At 70.8% G+C, this 17,167-nt stretch carries 14 protein-coding genes and 1 pseudogene; 8 read left to right on the forward strand and 7 right to left on the reverse strand.

Annotated features, from left to right (window positions below; genetic code table 11):
* Together GUY60_RS18405 and GUY60_RS18410 are read right to left on the reverse strand one after the other, a co-directional pair.
* A partial coding sequence (locus GUY60_RS18405) for an ECF subfamily RNA polymerase sigma factor, BldN family (RefSeq protein ID WP_376771265.1) occupies positions 1–785 on the reverse strand: 785 nt, incomplete at its 3' end.
* A 446-nt stretch (positions 786–1,231) separates the two neighbouring features.
* Entirely contained in the window at positions 1,232–2,173 is a 942-nt protein-coding gene (locus GUY60_RS18410; RefSeq protein ID WP_161699172.1) for an HAD family hydrolase, read from the reverse strand.
* 139 nt (positions 2,174–2,312) lie between these two features.
* On the opposite strand from GUY60_RS18410, the gene GUY60_RS18415 reads away from it, so the two are divergent.
* From GUY60_RS18415 to hemB, 6 genes are all read left to right on the forward strand, one after another.
* A complete protein-coding gene (locus GUY60_RS18415) occupies positions 2,313–2,591 on the forward strand; it encodes a glutaredoxin family protein (RefSeq protein ID WP_161699174.1) in 279 nt (92 codons plus the stop codon).
* A gap of 355 nt (positions 2,592–2,946) precedes the next feature.
* Positions 2,947–3,825, forward strand: coding sequence for a redox-sensing transcriptional repressor Rex (locus tag GUY60_RS18420; RefSeq protein ID WP_161699176.1), 879 nt, complete (start codon positions 2,947–2,949; stop codon positions 3,823–3,825).
* Positions 3,822–5,513 (forward strand): glutamyl-tRNA reductase, encoded by a 1,692-nt coding sequence (locus GUY60_RS18425; RefSeq protein WP_161699178.1) that lies wholly within the window; start codon positions 3,822–3,824, stop codon positions 5,511–5,513. Before GUY60_RS18420 ends, GUY60_RS18425 begins: the two co-directional genes overlap by 4 nt.
* A complete protein-coding gene (gene hemC, locus GUY60_RS18430) occupies positions 5,510–6,484 on the forward strand; it encodes a hydroxymethylbilane synthase (RefSeq protein ID WP_161699180.1) in 975 nt (324 codons plus the stop codon). Before GUY60_RS18425 ends, hemC begins: the two co-directional genes overlap by 4 nt.
* Entirely contained in the window at positions 6,481–8,136 is a 1,656-nt protein-coding gene (locus tag GUY60_RS18435) for a bifunctional uroporphyrinogen-III C-methyltransferase/uroporphyrinogen-III synthase (RefSeq protein WP_161699182.1), read from the forward strand. The genes hemC and GUY60_RS18435 overlap by 4 nt, the downstream gene beginning before the upstream one ends.
* A gap of 165 nt (positions 8,137–8,301) precedes the next feature.
* A complete protein-coding gene (gene hemB, locus GUY60_RS18440) occupies positions 8,302–9,294 on the forward strand; it encodes a porphobilinogen synthase (protein WP_161699184.1) in 993 nt (330 codons plus the stop codon).
* 35 nt (positions 9,295–9,329) lie between these two features.
* On the opposite strand, the gene GUY60_RS18445 is transcribed toward hemB, so the two are convergent.
* From GUY60_RS18445 to GUY60_RS18455, 3 genes are read right to left on the reverse strand one after another with little or no spacing between them, the layout of a single operon-like run.
* The gene (locus GUY60_RS18445; RefSeq protein WP_161699186.1) at positions 9,330–9,728 is read right to left on the reverse strand and encodes a VOC family protein; all 399 of its coding nucleotides are present in this window, start codon (positions 9,726–9,728) and stop codon (positions 9,330–9,332) included.
* Between the two features lie 56 nt (positions 9,729–9,784).
* Positions 9,785–11,101 (reverse strand): transglycosylase SLT domain-containing protein, encoded by a 1,317-nt coding sequence (locus GUY60_RS18450; RefSeq protein ID WP_312866338.1) that lies wholly within the window; start codon positions 11,099–11,101, stop codon positions 9,785–9,787.
* The gene (locus GUY60_RS18455; protein ID WP_161699188.1) at positions 11,098–11,424 is read right to left on the reverse strand and encodes a hypothetical protein; all 327 of its coding nucleotides are present in this window, start codon (positions 11,422–11,424) and stop codon (positions 11,098–11,100) included. Before GUY60_RS18455 ends, GUY60_RS18450 begins: the two co-directional genes overlap by 4 nt.
* Positions 11,425–11,573: 149 nt before the next feature.
* Here GUY60_RS18455 and GUY60_RS18460 point away from each other — a divergent pair, with 149 nt between their 5' ends.
* Complete coding sequence (locus tag GUY60_RS18460) at positions 11,574–12,782, forward strand: aminotransferase-like domain-containing protein (protein WP_161699190.1); 1,209 nt, start codon at positions 11,574–11,576, stop codon at positions 12,780–12,782.
* A 15-nt stretch (positions 12,783–12,797) separates the two neighbouring features.
* Here the strand turns inward: GUY60_RS18460 and argS are convergent, their stop codons facing one another.
* Positions 12,798–14,555 carry an arginine--tRNA ligase gene (gene argS, locus GUY60_RS18465; protein WP_161699192.1) on the reverse strand — a complete coding sequence of 586 codons (1,758 nt, stop codon included), beginning with the start codon at positions 14,553–14,555 and terminating at the stop codon, positions 12,798–12,800.
* A 296-nt stretch (positions 14,556–14,851) separates the two neighbouring features.
* On the opposite strand from argS, the gene lysS reads away from it, so the two are divergent.
* Positions 14,852–16,585, forward strand: coding sequence for a lysine--tRNA ligase (gene lysS, locus GUY60_RS18470; RefSeq protein ID WP_161699194.1), 1,734 nt, complete (start codon positions 14,852–14,854; stop codon positions 16,583–16,585).
* Between the two features lie 81 nt (positions 16,586–16,666).
* Here lysS and GUY60_RS18475 read toward each other — a convergent pair.
* Positions 16,667–17,167 (reverse strand): annotated as a pseudogene (locus GUY60_RS18475) (DUF2637 domain-containing protein); the annotation flags it as partial.

A 17,167-nucleotide genomic window follows, 5' to 3' on the forward strand; every position in this document is an offset into this window, starting at 1 on the left:
GAGTGGGGATACGTGAGTGGGCTCAGCGGGCGTCGTCCGGGCAGGAGCCGGGCGAGGGTGCGCACCGCGCGGTACTGGAGGGTCTTGATCGCGCCCTCGTTCTTGCCCATCACGCGGGCGGTCTCGGCGACCGAGAGGCCCTGGAGGAAGCGCAGGGTCACGCACTCCTGCTGCTGCGGGTTGAGGCGGCGGACCGCGTCGAGCAGTGCCGCGTTGGAGAGGGACTCCAGGACGGAGTCCTCGGGGCTGCGCTCGACCTCGTTCGCGTCGAGCATCTCGCCGGTGGTGACTTCGAGGCGGAAGCGGCTGGACTTGAAGTGGTCGGCCACCAGGTTGCGGGCGATGGTCACGAGCCAGGCGCCGAAGTCGCGGCCCTGCCAGGTGAACGTGCCGATCCGGCGCAGGGCGCGCAGGAACGTCTCGCTGGTGAGGTCTTCCGCGGTGGCCTTTCCGCCGACGCGGTAATAGATGTAGCGGTAGACGGTGTCGCTGTATTGGTCGTAGAGGCGGCCGAAAGCGTCGGCCTCGCCGGCCTGGGCGCGTTCCACCAGGTCCATCATGCGGGCGCTGTCGCTGTCCGCCGCGGGGCGGCGGGCGGTGGTGGACGCGGCGCCGGAGCGGCCGCGTCTGCCGACGGCTTGGCGCCCTTCGGTTCGTCGCCCTTCGACGACGGCGCTGCGGGTGGGCCCCTTTCCGAGGCCCTCGGCCAGTGCGTAGCAGGGGGCTGCGGTTGCGGGGACAGCAAAAGCGGGGGCGGCGTACGCGGTGGGGACGAAGCCGCGCAAGCGGTCGCCGACCGTTGCGCGCAGCGTAGCCAGGCCCGAGGTGTCAACCCCGACGTGTGGGTACACGGGACTCCCAGAGGCAGAGCTTTCCATCACGTTCAGTGCGGGACCGTTCACCCGTCGTAGCGACGTGTGGGGTCCGGTATGCGTCTGAGGAGAATAACGCTTCGTGCAGGGAGCGCTACACCCAGTTGCTCAAATCATCGATTCCGTCGCTTCTGTTACGGATCTTCGCTGGTTCAAGCACCGGAGTGTGAGCGGTTATTGATCGGATCGGACCGGGATCTGTCTGAGTGCGGGGCGTGTTGTGGTCGAGTTCCCCGGACAGGACTGGCGGTGGTGGTGCGGGGTATGAGGCATGGATCGGCCCGTGCGCGAGCGTCACGCCGGGTGCCTACGCAGGGTCAACGCGACCGGTTCGGCCTGTGGTTACGGGCTGTGGCGGATCAGCGGCGGCGACGGTGCAGGGCGACGGCCGCGGCCGTGCCCCCCGCGATGGCGCCCACGCCGGCGGCCGCCGGGATGCCGACCTTCGCGGCCTTGCGTCCGGTGCGGTAATCACGCAGTCGCCAGTCCCGTTCCCGGGCGTACTTGCGCAACTTGCTGTCCGGATTGATCGCGTAGGGATGCCCGACGAGCGACAGCATCGGGATGTCGTTGTGCGAGTCGCTGTACGCGGCGCAGCGGTTCAGGTCCAGGCCCTCGGCGCCGGCCAGGGCGCGCACCGCCTCGGCCTTCGCGGGGCCGTGCAGGGGTTCGCCGACCAACTTGCCGGTGTAGACGCCCTCGACGGACTCGGCGACGGTGCCGAGGGCGCCGGTCAGGCCGAGGCGGCGGGCGATGATCGTCGCGGTCTCGACGGGGGCGGCGGTGACGAGCCAGACCTTCTGGCCCGCGTCCAGGTGGGCCTGGGCCAGGGCGCGGGTGCCCGGCCAGATGCGCTCCGCCATGTACTCGTCGTAGATCTCCTCGCCGATGGACATCAACTCGGCGACGCGGTGGCCCTTCACGATCGACAGGGCGCTGTCGCGGGCGTCCTGCATGTGCTCGGGGTCCTCGACGCCGGCGATCCTGAACCACGCCTGCTGCCAGGCGAATCGGGCCAGTTCCTGGCGCTGGAAGAACTTCCGCTTGTAGAGGCCGCGGCCGAAGTGGAAGAGGGCGGCGCCCTGCATCACGGTGTTGTCGAGGTCGAAGAAGGCGGCGGCCCTGTCGTCGCCCGCGACCGGGAACTCCGGTTCCGCCGCCGCGCTCGCCTCGGGTTCTTCGGTGAGTTGCGCGAGCTCCTGCGAGGACTTGCGCGCGGCCTCGGCCGAGGCCTCGCCTGCCAGGACGCTGCGCGCGGTGGCGGAGCGCCTACGGGGAGTGAGCCATCCGAGAGCGGCCATGTCGTGAGCATAGCCAGTCTGTTCGGGGTTGAAGGAGTCGAGCGCGTTCGGAGGCTGTGAACTCTCCGCTACCGCACCGTTAAGCGATCCCGTAGGGCGGCGCGTCGAGGTTGTCGGCGGGGCGAGCGAGAATGGCTGTATGAGTCCCCTTTTTCGTCGTACGGAGAAGAAACAGCCCGCAGACCGACTGGTCACCTTGATCGGTAAGCCGGGATGTCATCTGTGCGATACCGCACAGGAAGTGATCGAAAAGGTCTGCGTCGAGACGGGAGCGGCCTGGGAGAAGAAGGACATCACGCAGGACGAGGAGTTGCACCGGAAGTACTGGGAGCAGATTCCCGTAGTGCTGATCGACGGGGCGCAGCACGACTTCTGGCGGGTCAATGAAGATCGTCTACGGCGGGCGCTGACCGCGTAGTTGGAGCCTGGCCGGTGTGGAGCCGGTGCGGTCGTGGGCGGGCGCGGATCTGGACGGGCTCGGTCGCGAACTGACCGGCCAGTCTGAAATTCGTTTACGATCGGGGGCGATTTGGTCTCGGGGGCGTGGAAAATCGTGAGGAGTGTGTGCGGTTTTGCCCCCTTCGGGTAAGCAACGACGCAGCTTGCGCGCTGGTTCCAGTCAGGCACACAACTGGCGCGTGACCCCGGTCACTTTGGCCGGACAAACCGGACACCATCTTTGTGCACGCGTTCACAAAGACATAGCCTGCATTCGACGGGGCGGTCTGGGGACTACTGGCCGCCTACAGCCCCGCTCTACCCGCAGGAGCACCGTGGCAACTGGCCGAACTCACCGACCGGCGACCCGCAGCCGAGGAATTCCCGAGGCCACCGTCGCCAGGCTTCCGCTGTACCTTCGCGCGCTGACCGCACTGTCGGAGCGCTCGGTTCCCACGGTCTCCTCCGAGGAACTCGCGGCCGCGGCGGGGGTCAACTCCGCGAAGCTGCGCAAGGATTTCTCGTACCTCGGCTCGTACGGCACCCGTGGTGTCGGGTACGACGTCGAGTATCTCGTGTACCAGATCAGCCGTGAACTGGGCCTGACCCAGGACTGGCCGGTTGTGATCGTCGGTATCGGTAACCTCGGTGCGGCGCTTGCCAATTACGGCGGGTTCGCGTCCCGTGGCTTCCGGGTCGCGGCGCTGATCGACGCCGATCCCGCAATGGCCGGAAAGCCCGTCGCGGGCATTGCCGTGCAGCACACCGACGAACTCGAGAAGATCATCGAGGACAACGGCGTCCACATCGGTGTCATCGCCACCCCCGCGGGCGCGGCCCAGCAGGTCAGCGAGCGGCTCATCGCAGCCGGTGTCACCTCCATCCTGAACTTCGCGCCGACCGTCCTGCAGGTGCCGGACGGCGTCGACGTGCGCAAGGTCGACCTCTCCATCGAGCTGCAGATCCTCGCCTTCCACGAGCAGCGCAAGGCCGGCGAGGAAGCCACCGCCGAGGCCGTCGTGGCGGACGCCGTCGCGGAAGCCGCCGCGAAGGACGTCAAGGACACCGCGGCCGAGCAGAGCGCCGAGGCGAAGCGGACCGCCGCCGCGGAGGCCGCCGTGCCGTCCGCCGCCCGCGCCGAGGCCACCGCACGTACCGAGTCCACCGACCGCAAGGGACCCGACGGGGACGTACCCGCCGTGATGCCAGCATGAGCCTCCTCGTCGTCGGTCTCAGCCATCGCAGCGCGCCGGTCAGCGTGCTCGAACGCGCCGCGCTGCCCGCGGACGCGCAGGTCAAGCTGCTTCAGGACACCGTGGCCGCCGAGCCGGCCAGCGAGGCGGCGGTGCTCGCCACGTGCAACCGCATCGAGCTGTACGCGGACGTGGACAAGTTCCACGCGGGCGTCGCCGAGCTGTCCACGCTGCTCGCCCAGCACAGTGGCGTCGGCCTGGAGGAGCTCACCCCGTACCTGTACGTCCACTACGAGGACCGGGCCGTCCACCACCTGCTCTCGGTGGCCTGCGGGCTCGACTCCATGGTCGTCGGCGAGGGACAGATCCTCGGGCAGATCAAGGACGCCCTGGCCACCGCGCAGGAACTGCACACCGCGGGCCGGCTCCTCAACGACCTCTTCCAGCAGGCCCTTCGGGTCGGCAAGCGCGCCCACTCCGAGACCGGGATCGACCGGGCCGGACAGTCCCTCGTGACCTTCGGCCTCGAGCAGCTCACCGAGGGTGCGCCGGTCGCCGAGTGGGCCGCGGGCAAGCGCGCCCTCGTGATCGGTGCGGGCTCCATGTCGTCGCTCGCCGCGGCGACCCTCGCGCGGGTCGGCGTCGCCGAGATCGTCGTGGCCAACCGGACGCGGGCTCGTGCCGAGCGGCTGGTGGAGATTCTTTCCGAGGCGGGTACGGGGCTGTCCGCGCGGGTCGCCGAGATGGAGTCCGTCGCGGTCGAGCTGACACGAGTCGACGTTGTCGTTTCCTGTACGGGGGCGACCGGGCTTGTGCTGTCCTCCGAGGCGGTTGCCGCGGCCGTGGCTTCGGGGGCTCGTCCCGTCGACTCCGAGGTTCCGAACCTTCGGGCTCCGGATGGGTCTCTTGTGGCTCGGCTTGCTGCGGCCGCTGCGCGGTCCGGGCGCCTTCCCGACGCGGGCTACGTGGCGGATGCGCCCGGCGTCGACTCGCTTGAGTTGCACGGGACTTGGGCCGGGAACGGGGCTGTGCTCGACACTCCGGCGACGGGGCTGGACTCGGCCTCGACGTGCCCGGCACCTGCGGCTGTGCCCACCCGTTCCGCCCCTGGCGGACCAGCTGCCCACAGTGGGAGCAGTGGGCGGCAAACCACCCCGCGGGCCGTTGTACCCACCCAGTACGCCCCCACCAAGCTCGCCCTGCTCGATCTCGCCATGCCGCGGGACATCGACGCCGCCGTGCACCGGATCGACGGGGTGCGGCTTGTCGATATCGAGTCGCTCGCCGAGGCGTCCGCTGATGCGCCGATGGCCGCCGATGTGGACCAGGTGCGCACCATCGTCGCCGACGAGGTCGCCGCCTTCGGTGCCGCGCAGCGGGCCGCGCACATCACGCCGACCGTGGTCGCCCTGCGCACCATGGCCGCGGACGTGGTGCAGAGCGAACTGGCCCGGCTCCGCGGCCGACTCCCCGACCTGGACGAGCGGCAGCAGGCCGAGATGACGCAGACCGTGCGCCGCGTCGTCGACAAGCTCCTGCACGCCCCGACCGTGCGGGTCAAGCAGCTCGCGGGCGAACCCGGCGGCGCCGGGTACGCGGACGCGCTGCGCACCCTCTTCGACCTCGACCCGCAGACGGTGGCTTCCGTATCCCGGGCGGACTCGAACAACAACGAAGACACCGATGCAAGAAACCGGGGGCGGGCATGACCCATACCCAGAACGCGCCGAAGGCGCTGCGGCTCGGCACGAGGCGCAGCAAGCTGGCGATGGCGCAGTCCGGCCATGTGGCGGACGCCGTACGGCAGTTGACCGGCCGGGAAGTCGAACTGGTCGAGATCACGACGTACGGCGACGTCTCCCGCGAGCAGCTCGCGCAGATCGGTGGCACCGGAGTTTTCGTCACCGCGCTCCGCGACGCGCTGCTGCGCGGTGACGTCGACTTCGCCGTGCACTCGCTCAAGGACCTGCCGACGGCCCAGCCCGACGACCTCGTCGTCGCCGCCGTGCCGCCGCGCGAGGACCCCCGTGACGTGCTCATCGCACGCGACGGGCTGACCCTCGCGGAACTCCCGGACGGGTCCCGCGTGGGCACCGGTTCGCCGCGCCGCATGGCCCAGTTGAACGCGTACGCGCGCAGCCACGGCATGCGGATCGAGACCGTGCCGATCCGCGGCAACATCGACACCCGGATCGGGTTCGTACACAGCGGTGAGCTCGATGCCGTGGTGCTTGCCGCGGCCGGGCTCAACCGTGTCGGAAGGTCGGACGAGGTGACCGAGTTCCTCTCGGTCGACACCGTCCTGCCCGCCCCCGGCCAGGGGGCCCTGGCGATCGAGTGCACCGCGGCCAACGCGGAGCTCGCCGCCACGCTCGCCGAGCTCGACGACCCGTACACCCGGGCCGCCGTGACCGCCGAGCGTTCCCTGCTCGCCGCCCTGGAGGCCGGCTGCTCCGCACCCGTAGGAGCACTCGCCGACCTGCTGGCCGACGGACAGGTTGTCAAGGAGATGCGCCTGCGCGGTGTCGTCGGTTCGACCGACGGCTCGACGCTGGTGCAGCTGTCCACCACCGGTTCCGTACCCAACACCCAAGACCGGGCCGAAGCGCTGGGCCGTGAACTCGCGGCCGAGATGCTGGCCAAGGGTGCGGCCGGTCTGATGGGGGAGCGAGATCAGTGAGCCCCACCACCTCTGTACCTCAGGCGTCCTTCGGACCCGGACACGTCACCTTCCTCGGTGCCGGACCGGGAGACCCGGGACTCCTCACACTCCGCGCCGTCGAGGCGCTCGCCGGCGCTGACGTGCTGGTCGCCGAGCCCGATGTCCTCGACGTCGTCCGCGCGCATGCGCGGGCAGGCGCCGAACTCCCGGGCGCCGCGCGGCAGGACGGGGCTGACGAGTCATCAAGCCCCGCGGATGCCGCCAATCTTGTCATGGTGGCCGCACGCGGCGGCAAGCGGGTCGTCCGTGCCGTGAGCGGTGACCCGGGCCTGGACGCGTGCGTCGGCGAGGAGATGCTGGCCTGCGCGGCCGAGGGCATCCCCTTCGAGGTCGTGCCCGGTGTCGCCGCCGCCGTGGGTGTGCCCGCGTACGCGGGTGTGCCGCTGCGGGACCCGCAGGGTGCGGACGTCCGGTTCGTGGACGCGCGCACCGCGTCCGAGCGGTGCTGGACCGAGGTCGGCGCCTCCGACGGCACGGTCGTCGTCTCCACCACCCTGGAGACCGTGGCCGCCGCCGCCGGTGAACTGGTCGCCGCGGGCCGCAAGCCGGACACCCCGATGTCCGTCACCGTGGCCGGTACGACCACCCGGCAGCGCACCTGGAACGCCACGCTCGGCACGGTCGCGCAGGTCCTCAAGCAGGCGAAGGTGCTGCCGTCGCCGCAGGGCCACCAGCCCGTCATAGCCGTGGTCGGTGAGCGTTCCGCGGCCGCCCAGCGCGACCAGCTCTCGTGGTTCGAGTCCAAGCCGCTGTTCGGCTGGCGGGTGCTCGTGCCGCGCACCAAGGAGCAGGCCGCTTCGCTCTCCGACCAGCTCGTCTCGTACGGCGCGGTGCCGCACGAGGTGCCGACCATCGCCGTCGAGCCGCCGCGTACCCCGCAGCAGATGGAGCGGGCCGTCAAGGGCCTGGTCACCGGGCGGTACGAGTGGATCGCATTCACGTCCGTCAACGCCGTCAAGGCGGTGCGGGAGAAGTTCGAGGAGTACGGGCTCGACGCCCGTGCCTTCGCCGGGATCAAGGTCGCCGCGGTCGGCGAGCAGACCGCGAACGCGCTCATCGCCTTCGGCGTGAAGCCCGACCTGGTGCCCAGCGGTGAGCAGTCCGCTGCCGGGCTGCTTGAGGACTGGCCGCCGTACGACCCCGTTTTCGACCCGATCGACCGGGTCTTCCTGCCGCGGGCGGACATCGCTACGGAGACTCTCGTCGCCGGGCTCATCGAGCTGGGCTGGGAGGTCGACGACGTCACCGCCTACCGGACCGTGCGCGCCTCGCCGCCGCCGGCCGAGACCCGTGAGGCGATCAAGGGCGGTGGCTTCGACGCGGTGCTGTTCACTTCGTCTTCCACGGTGCGGAACCTGGTCGGTATCGCCGGCAAGCCGCACAACGTCACGGTGATCGCCTGTATCGGCCCCGCCACCGCGAAGACCGCGGAGGAGCATGGGCTGCGGGTGGATGTGATGGCTCCGGAGCCGTCGGTGCACAAGCTGGCCGAGGCCCTTGCGGAGTTCGGCGCGGCTCGTCGGGTCGCGGCTGTTGAGGCTGGTGAGGTTGTCAGTCGGCCCAGTGAGCGTCGGCCTGGGGCTCGGCGTCGGCGGGCTGCGACGTCCTGAGGGTTCCCTCCGGGGGTGCGGGAGATTTCTGTGCGGGCCGTCCGTGGCTCGGTGCGCAGTTCCCCGCGCCCCTATCAGGGCGACCAAGTACCCCCGGCGCACAGGCCCACCGAGGCCGACTCCGCGTCGGCAAATGCATGGCATTGCCCGGCGTAGCGTAGGTGCATGACTAAGTACGGAGCCTTTCCGGGTTCGCGGCCTCGGCGGCTGCGGACCACTCCCGTGATGCGCCGCATGGTCGCCGAGAACCGGGTGCATCCGGCCGATCTGATCCTGCCCGCCTTCGTGCGCGAGGGGATCGATCAGCCGGTGCCGATCGAGGCGATGCCGGGGGTCGTGCAGCACACGCGCGAGACGCTGCGGAAGGCCGCCGTCGAGGCGGTGGAGGCCGGTGTCTCCGGGATCATGCTGTTCGGCGTGCCCGAGGACGCCAAGAAGGACGCCGTCGGCACCGCGGGCACCGACCCGGACGGCATCCTGCAGCTCGCCCTGCGGGACGTGCGGTCCGAGGTCGGCGACGACCTGGTGATCATGTCCGACCTGTGCCTGGACGAGTACACGGACCACGGGCACTGCGGTGTCCTGGACGCCGACGGCCGGATCGACAACGACGCCACCCTGGAGCGGTACGCCGAGATGGCGCAGGTCCAGGCCGACGCGGGCGCCCATGTGGTGGGCCCGAGCGGCATGATGGACGGCCAAGTGGGCGTGATCCGGGACGCGTTGGACCAGACCGGCCACGAGGACGTGTCGATCCTCGCGTACACGGTGAAGTACTCCTCCGCGTTCTACGGCCCGTTCCGCGAGGCCGTCGGCTCGGCGCTGCAGGGCGACCGCAAGACGTACCAGCAGGACTTCTCCAACGTGCGGGAGTCGCTGCGGGAGTTGGCGCTCGACCTGGACGAGGGCGCCGACATGGTGATGGTCAAGCCGGCCGGTCCCTACCTCGACGTTCTCGCGAAGGTCGCCGAGGCGGTCGACGTGCCGGTCGCCGCGTACCAGATCTCCGGTGAGTACGCGATGGTCGAGGCCGCCGCCGAGAAGGGGTGGATCGACCGGGACAAGGCGATCCTGGAGACCCTCACCGGCATCAAGCGGGCCGGTGCGAGCACGATCCTCACCTACTGGGCCGTGGAGGCCGCGCGCGCCCTGCGCTGAGCGGGCGCGACCGACGAGAAGGAGATCCCGGGGGCTCAGGCCTCCGGGATCTCCTTGTGTACGGCCTCGATGTTGTTGCCGTCGGGGTCCGAGACGAACGCGCAGTACGCGCGGTACTCCGGCCAGAGCCGGGGCGCGTGCCGCTCCTTGCCGCCGTTCGCGAGCGCGGCCGCGTGGAAGGCGTCCACGGCGGCCCGGTCCTTCGCGGTGAACGCCACATGCACCCCGCGCGTCACGTCCTCGCCCGGCTGGGCGGGGCCCACGGCGAAGGACGGGGTGTCGATGCCGTCCTCCCAGTACTCGATACCGCCCGGGTCGCGGTCCCCGGCGATGACGCCGAGCGGCGCGAGCGCGGCCGTGTAGAAGGGCTCGCTCGCGTCGAAGTCGGCGCAGAGCACGGTGATGTGGTGGATGAAGGGGTACGGGGTGGTCATGATCCCGAACCCTAGGCGCGAGCGCCGCACCGTGCCACACGCTTTCGTGGATCGCCCTACAGCGCCGCGCGGGCCGAGTCCAGGTCCCGCATGAAGTCCCGGCCGTACCCTTGCGCGTCGTCGCTCTCCCAGTACGGGCCGCCGTTGTAGCGGGCGGCGAGCTCCTGGTACTGGGCGTCCGTCATCCGGTCCGCCGGCACGTCCGCGAACTCGCTCTCCGCCTTGAGCCGGGACAGGTACTCGGAGGCGATGAAGACGTTCTGGGTCGGGTCCTTGACCGCCGACTCGACCTCGTCGCGCTGGTCGGCGGTGAGGTCCGCCGGGTCGTAGCCGAGCACCTCGGCCGCGCGCCGGATCTGGATCTGCATCGGGCCCATCGACGTACGGTCCGCGTCCCCGCCGATGCCCAACTGCCGTGCGGTGTCGGTGACATCGTCGATGACGCCGGGGCCGCCGTCGACCTCGCGCCAGGCGATGCCCGCGATCACGTCGGGCGGCAGGCCGTTCTCCTTCGCGGCGGCTCGGATGGCGGCGCCGTTCGCGTCGATCCACTCGCTGCGCTTCGCGTCCGACGAGCCCGGCAGCCAGTAGCTGGTGTCCTTGCCCTCGGGCAGGTCCGCGCTCAGTTCGCGGATCCGGCGCAGCGCGGGCGAGACGGTCACGTCGGGGCCGACGCGCGGGAAGACATCGGTCTTGGTGCCGCTGCCCGCGAGGTGTGTGTTCGGGTCGCTGCGCGCCTGCCCGGCCTCGGTACGCAGGTCGCCGACGCGGTCGAGGAGGGCCGCCGCGTCCTTGAAGCCGCTGCGGAAGTCGGGGATCAGGGCGCGGGCCGCGGCCAGGTCCTTCATGGAGTCCTCGCGCACCGACTCCTCGGCGCGCAGGGCCCGTTCGAAGGCTTCGGAGGCCTGCTCGTAGTAGCGGTTCGCCTCCTCGCGGATCTCGTCGACGTCGCCGGGGGCCATCCGGTCCTGGACCCAGTCGACGACGCCGGACGAGTCGCGCAGGTCCTCCCAGCGCTTCATGGCCTCGCCGTCGCCGTCCCCGACGAGCTTGCCGAGCCGCTCGGCGCAACTGGTGCCCGTGTCCAGGAACTTGTGCGCCTCCTCCACGGCGTCGGCGTACCGGAGCAGTGCCTTCCAGGCGGCCTCGAAGCCGTCGCCGAGGCCGGTGGTCAGGGTGCGCACGTCCTTCAGGCGGGCGTCGTAGTGCTCGCGCGAGGCGCTGACCCAGTGGGTGTCGCGGGCCTTGGCGACCGAGGGGCCGACCGAGTCGAGCAGGTCGCGCATGCGCTTGTACTCGGCCGCGTTCCGCTCTATCAGGGCGGGGTTGCAGTCCTCCAGGTACGCCACGTCGGCGTAGTACGTGACGCTCACTTGCTCAACTCCGCGGTCTCCAGGAAGGACTTGAAGCCGTCGCGGGTCGCGCGGTCCACCTGCGTGTACGCGCCACCGGTGGTCTTCAGGGCCGTGGACAGGGCGGTGAGCAGGGTGACCAGGTCCTGGTGCTGGTCGGCCGCGTGCCGGGCGAACTCCTCGGTCTTAGCGCCGAGTTCGGCGTGCGCGGCCGGGGTGCGGGCGAGGGTGCCCAGGTCGGCGTCGAGTCTCCCCTCGTGCAGCAACCCCGCTATCTCGGTGAGGAGATGGGCGCTGCCGTCTATGGAGTGCGGGTCGGCGGCGAAGCCGCTTCCGTCCGTCATGGGGCTCCTCGCGAAGGGACGTACCTGGGTGCGTCGCAGCATCGTAGGCGGCGCCGGTCCTGGCCGGGCGTCCGCATCGCGAAACAACGGGTGTAGGGGCCAGGTACCTGCCTAAAGTGCCGGGAACAGCCGCCCCCGAAGGAGTCGACGTGACCGTGACCGAAGCTGCCGCCCGCACCACGCCCGTGCCCCCGCTCGCCGCGCGTGCCACCGCCGTGGGCGGTTCGCCGGTACGGGACATCCTCGCGGTCACCGCACGCCCCGAGGTGATCAACTTCGCGGGCGGGCTGCCCGCGCCGGGCCTCTTCGACCGTACGGGCATCGCCGCCGCGTTCCGCGCCGTGCTCGACGAGACGCCCGAGCGGGCCCTGCAGTACTCCACCACCGAGGGCGAGCCCGCGCTCCGCGCAGCGCTTGCCGCGCGTACCACCGCCCGTGGCCTGGCCACCGGCGCCGACGAGCTGCTCGTCACCACCGGCTCCCAGCAGGCGCTCTCGCTGCTCGCGACCGCGCTGGTCGAGCCCGGCGACACGGTCCTCGTCGAAGCGCCCTGCTATCTGGCGGCACTTCAGGTCTTCGCCTTCGCGGGGGCCCGCATCGTGCCGGTGCCCTGCGACCCGTACGGGGTCGACCCCGAGGCACTGGAGGCGATCGTCGCGCGGGAGCGGCCCAAGCTGCTGTACACGGTGCCCACGTTCCAGAACCCGACCGGCCGCACCATGCCCGCCGAGCGCCGCGCCGCCGTCGCCGGTGTGGCCGCGCGCCGGGGCCTGTGGCTGATCGAGGACGACCCGTACGGGGAGCTGCGGTTCGAGGGGGAGCGGCTGCCGTGGCTGGCCTCGTACCCGGGGGCCGAGGACCGCACCGTACTGCTCGGCAGCTTCTCCAAGGTGATGGCGCCGGGGCTGCGGCTCGGCTGGCTGCGCGCGCCCGCCGCGCTCCGCCGCGCCTGCGCCGTCGCCAAACAGGCCGCCGACCTGCACACCTCGACCGTCAACCAGCTCGCCGCGGCACGGTACTTGGCGGACAGCGACCTGGACGCGCACGTGGCGCGGGTCGCGGGCGTCTACGGCGAACGCCGGGACGCGATGCTCGCCGGGCTCGCGGACGCGCTGCCCGCCGGGTCGACCTGGGACCGGCCCGAGGGCGGCATGTTCCTGTGGGCCCGGCTGCCCGACGGGTACGACGCGACCGCGCTGCTGCCCGCCGTGGTCGAGCACGACGTGGCGTACGTGCCGGGCGCGCCGTTCTACGCCGCCGACGCGGACCGGGCGACGCTGCGGCTCTGCTTCGTGACACAGACCCCCGACGAGATCGCCGAGGGTCTGCTCAGGTTGCGCCGCGGGCTCAACTCGTAGAGCCCTGGGGGGTGTTCAGAGGCGCTCCGGGGTGCGGATGCCCAGGAGCGCCATGCCCTGGTGCAGGGTGCGGGCGGTGAGGTCGCAGAGGAAGAGGCGGTTCTCCATGACCTCCTGCGCCGGGCGCGGCTTGATGACCGGGCACTGGTCGTAGAACGTCGTGTACAGCGAGGCCAGTTGGTACAGGTACGCGGCCAGCTTGTGCGGTGCGTACTCCGCCGTCGCCTCCGTGACGAGCTCACCGAACCCGTCCAGGTGCAGGCCCAACGCCCGCTCGGCCGGGGCGAGTTCGAGCTCCGCGTGGGCGACGGGGCTCGCGCCCTCCGCCTTGCGCAGGATCGACTGGATACGGGCGTACGCGTACTGCAGGTACACCGACGTGTCGCCGTTCAGGGACACCATCTGGTCCAGGTCGAACTTGTAGTCCCGGCTCGGCGACGTCGACAGGTCCGCGTACTTCACGGCGCCGATGCCGACCTTCGTGGCCTGCTCCTGGATCTCGTCCTCGGTGAGGTCCTTGGCCTTCTCCCGTACGACCTCGGCGGCCCGCTGCACGGCCTCGTCGAGCAGGTCCTGCAGCCGTACGGTCTCGCCCTCACGGGTCTTGAACGGCTTGCCGTCCGCGCCGAGGACCGTGCCGTAGCCCATGTTGTGCGCGGTGACCTCGTCGCTCAGCCAGCCGGCCCGGCGGGCCGTCTCGAAGACCATCTTGAAGTGCAGCGACTGGCGCACGTCCACGACGTAGAGCAGCGAGTTCGCGTGCAGGTCCTGGACGCGGTTACGGATCGCCGTCAGGTCGGAGGCCGCGTACCCGAAACCGCCGTCGGCCTTCTGCACGATCAGCGGGACCGGCTGGTCGTCCTTGCCCTTGATGTCGTCGAAGAACACCACGAGCGCGCCCTCGGAGCGCACGGCGACGCCGCTCTCCTCCAGGAGGCGGGCCGTCTCGGGCATGCCGTCGTTGTACGCGGACTCGCCGACGATCTCGTCGTCGCGGATCTCCATGTCGAGCTTCTCGAAGACCGAGTAGAAGTAGACCTTCGACTCGTCCACGAACCGCTGCCACAGGTCGAGCGTCTCCTTGTCGCCGCTCTGCAGCGCGACGACCCGCTTACGGGCCCGCTCCTTGAAGTCCTCGTCCGCGTCGAAGACGGTGCGCGAGGCCTTGTACACCCGGTTCAGGCTCGACATGGCCTGCTCGCCGTCGACCTCCTCAGCCGGGGCCAGCTCGCCCGGGTGCTCGATCAGGTACTGGATCAGCATGCCGAACTGGGTGCCCCAGTCACCGATGTGGTGCCGGCCGATCGTCTTCTCGCCGGTGAAGTCGAGCATGCCGCGCAGCGCGTCACCGATGACCGCCGAGCGCAGGTGGCCGACGTGCATCTCCTTCGCGACGTTCGGCTGCGCGTAGTCGATGACCGTGACGCCCGGGTTCTCCTTCAGCGGCACACCGAGGCGGTCGCCGTCGGCGGCGCGGGCGGCGAGGGTCTCGATGATCGCCTTGTCGGTGACCGTGATGTTGAGGAAGCCGGGACCCGACACCTCGACGTTCGCGAGCAGGCCGGCCGCGTCCAGCGCGTCGGTGACCTTCGTGGCCAGCTCGCGCGGGTTGCCCTTGACCTTCTTGGCCAGGGCGAGGATGCCGTTGGCCTGGAAGTCGGCTCGGTCGCTCCGTCGCAGCAGGGGGTCTCCGACGGTCTCCGGCAGGGCGGCGGCGAGGGCGTCGGTGAGGCGCTGGTGGACGTTCGAAGCGATCGAGGTGACCGGTGCCATGGGGTGCCGTTCCTATTCAGGGTCGTGTGGGCACCCTGATTCTCCCATGTACGAGTTCCGGGGCTCCGCCGGATTTCAGGAACCCGGCACCGGGGCGCCGGCAGGAGGAAGGCAGCGCGCAGCGCAGGCCTTGAGGGGCGCGGGGAACTGCGCGAGGACGGACCACGAGCCGCAGTCGCGCACGCGCCCTGACCGCCCCATTGATAAGGCGTTTTCGCCGAGCCCCGGTTAGCTGGGACAATGGGACGGCGGAAGCACCCGCACCCCCAGATCGCGGAGAGAAGGACGAACCCACCGTGGCTCAGAGCACCGGAGCGGAGACCCAGGACTGGGTCTCCCGATTCGCGGACGATGTCATCGCCGAGTCGGAGCGACGCGCCCCGGGCAAACAGGTCGTGGTCGCGTCAGGCCTCTCCCCGTCAGGGCCGATCCACCTGGGCAACCTGCGCGAGGTCATGACCCCGCACCTCGTCGCCGACGAGATCCGCCGCCGGGGCCACGAGGTCCGGCACGTCCTCTCGTGGGACGACTACGACCGGTACCGCAAGGTGCCGGCCGGTGTCGCGGGCGTCGACGAGTCCTGGGCGGAGCACATCGGCAAGCCCCTGACCTCCGTGCCCGCGCCCGCCGGCTCCGCGTACTCGAACTGGGCGGAGCACTTCAAGGCCGCCATGGTCGAGGCCCTCGACGAGCTGGGCGTGGAGTACGACGGCATCAGCCAGACCGCGCAGTACACCTCGGGTGTCTACCGCGACCAGGTGCTGTTCGCGATGAAGCACCGCGGTGACATCGACGCCGTGCTCGCCCAGTACCGCACCAAGCCCAAGGCCGCGAAGAAGTCGCAGAAGCCGCTCGACGAGGCCGAGTTGGAGGCCGCGGAGGGCTCCGGCGCGGCCGCCGAGGACGACGGCTCCGGCTCCGGCTCGGGCTACTTCCCGTACAAGCCGTACTGCGGTGTCTGCGAGAAGGACCTGACGACGGTCACCTCGTACGACGACGAGAGCACCGAGCTCGCGTACGACTGCCAGTGCGGGCACTCCGAGACCGTGCGCCTCGCCGAGTTCGACCGCGGCAAGCTGGTCTGGAAGGTCGACTGGCCGATGCGCTGGGCGTACGAGGGCGTGATCTTCGAGCCGTCCGGTGTGGACCACTCGTCGCCGGGCTCCTCGTTCCAGGTCGGCGGCCAGATCGTCGGCATCTTCGGCGGCAAGCAGCCGATCGGCCCGATGTACGCCTTCGTCGGCATCTCCGGCATGGCCAAGATGTCGTCGTCGAAGGGCGGCGTGCCGACGCCCGCCGACGCGCTGCAGATCATGGAGCCGCAGCTGCTCCGCTGGCTGTACGCGCGCCGCAAGCCCAACCAGTCCTTCAAGATCGCCTTCGACCAGGAGATCCAGCGGCTCTACGACGAGTGGGACAAGCTGGAGGCCAAGGTCGCCGACGGCTCGGTGCTGCCCGCCGACCAGTCCGCCTGGTCCCGCGCGGTGCGCACCGCCGGACGTGAACTGCCGCGTACCGCGCACCCGCTGCCGTACCGCACCCTCGCCTCGGTCGCCGACATCACCGCCGGCCACGAGGACCAGGCGCTGCGCATCCTCTCCGAGCTCGACCCGGCCGACCCGCTGGCCACGCTCGACGAGGCCCGCCCGCGCCTGGACCGCGCGGAGGCCTGGATCAACACCCAGGTACCCGCCGACCAGCGCACCGTCGTACGGGACGAGCCGGACGCGGAGCTGCTCGGTTCGCTCGACGACCAGGCCCGCGAGTCGCTGCGCCTGCTCCTGGACGGCCTGGACTCGCACTGGTCGCTCGACGGCCTGACGCACCTCGTGTACGGCGTGCCGAAGGTGCAGGCCGGGTTCTCGGCGGACGCCACCCCGAAGGAACTCCCGCCGGAGATCAAGGGCGCGCAGCGGTCGTTCTTCGCGCTGCTCTACCGCCTGCTCGTCTCCCGCGACACGGGGCCGCGCCTGCCCACGCTGCTGCTCGCGGTGGGTGCGGACCGGGTGCGGAAGCTGCTGGGCGCCTGACCCTTCCGGCACGTTCGTGACGAGGGCCTCCTCCCGTTTCCACGGGTGGAGGCCCTTCGTGCGTGCCGTGCGTGCCGGCGCCTACGCGATGTGTTCGGCGCCCGCGTCCAGTTCCTCCTGGTAGCGGCCGCGGAACTCGCGTACGTACGGGCGCAGCGTCGACTCGCTCAGCGGCCCGCCGGTCTGGCCGGTCACGCCGTAGAGGTCGAGCAGATAGTTGCCGAGCTGACGCGCGTTGGGCATGTCCCCGTACTCGCTGACGTACTTCCGGAACGCCCCGAAGTACGCCTCCTCCCGGCTGATGTCCTCGGGCAGGTCGTACGGGGTGGGGGCGCCGCCGGCGTCGGGGCCGAGCTCGTCGAGGGGTTCCGCTTCGTCCTCCGGTCGGGCCTCGGCGCGCGGGCCGGGGATGGTCAGGGGACGGGTACGGCCCGGTCCTGCGGGGACGGGGAAGGCGGGGTCGGACTCGCGGTCGTGCTCGTGGGCGTACGCGGGGTCGGGCTCCCGGTCGTACGTGGGGTCGTAGCCGCCTTCGTACGGGACGGCCTGCGGGGGTGCGGCCTGGAACCAGGGGCTGGACTC

The sequence above is a fragment of the Streptomyces boluensis genome, assembly GCF_009908195.1.
Lineage (GTDB): Bacteria > Actinomycetota > Actinomycetes > Streptomycetales > Streptomycetaceae > Streptomyces > Streptomyces boluensis.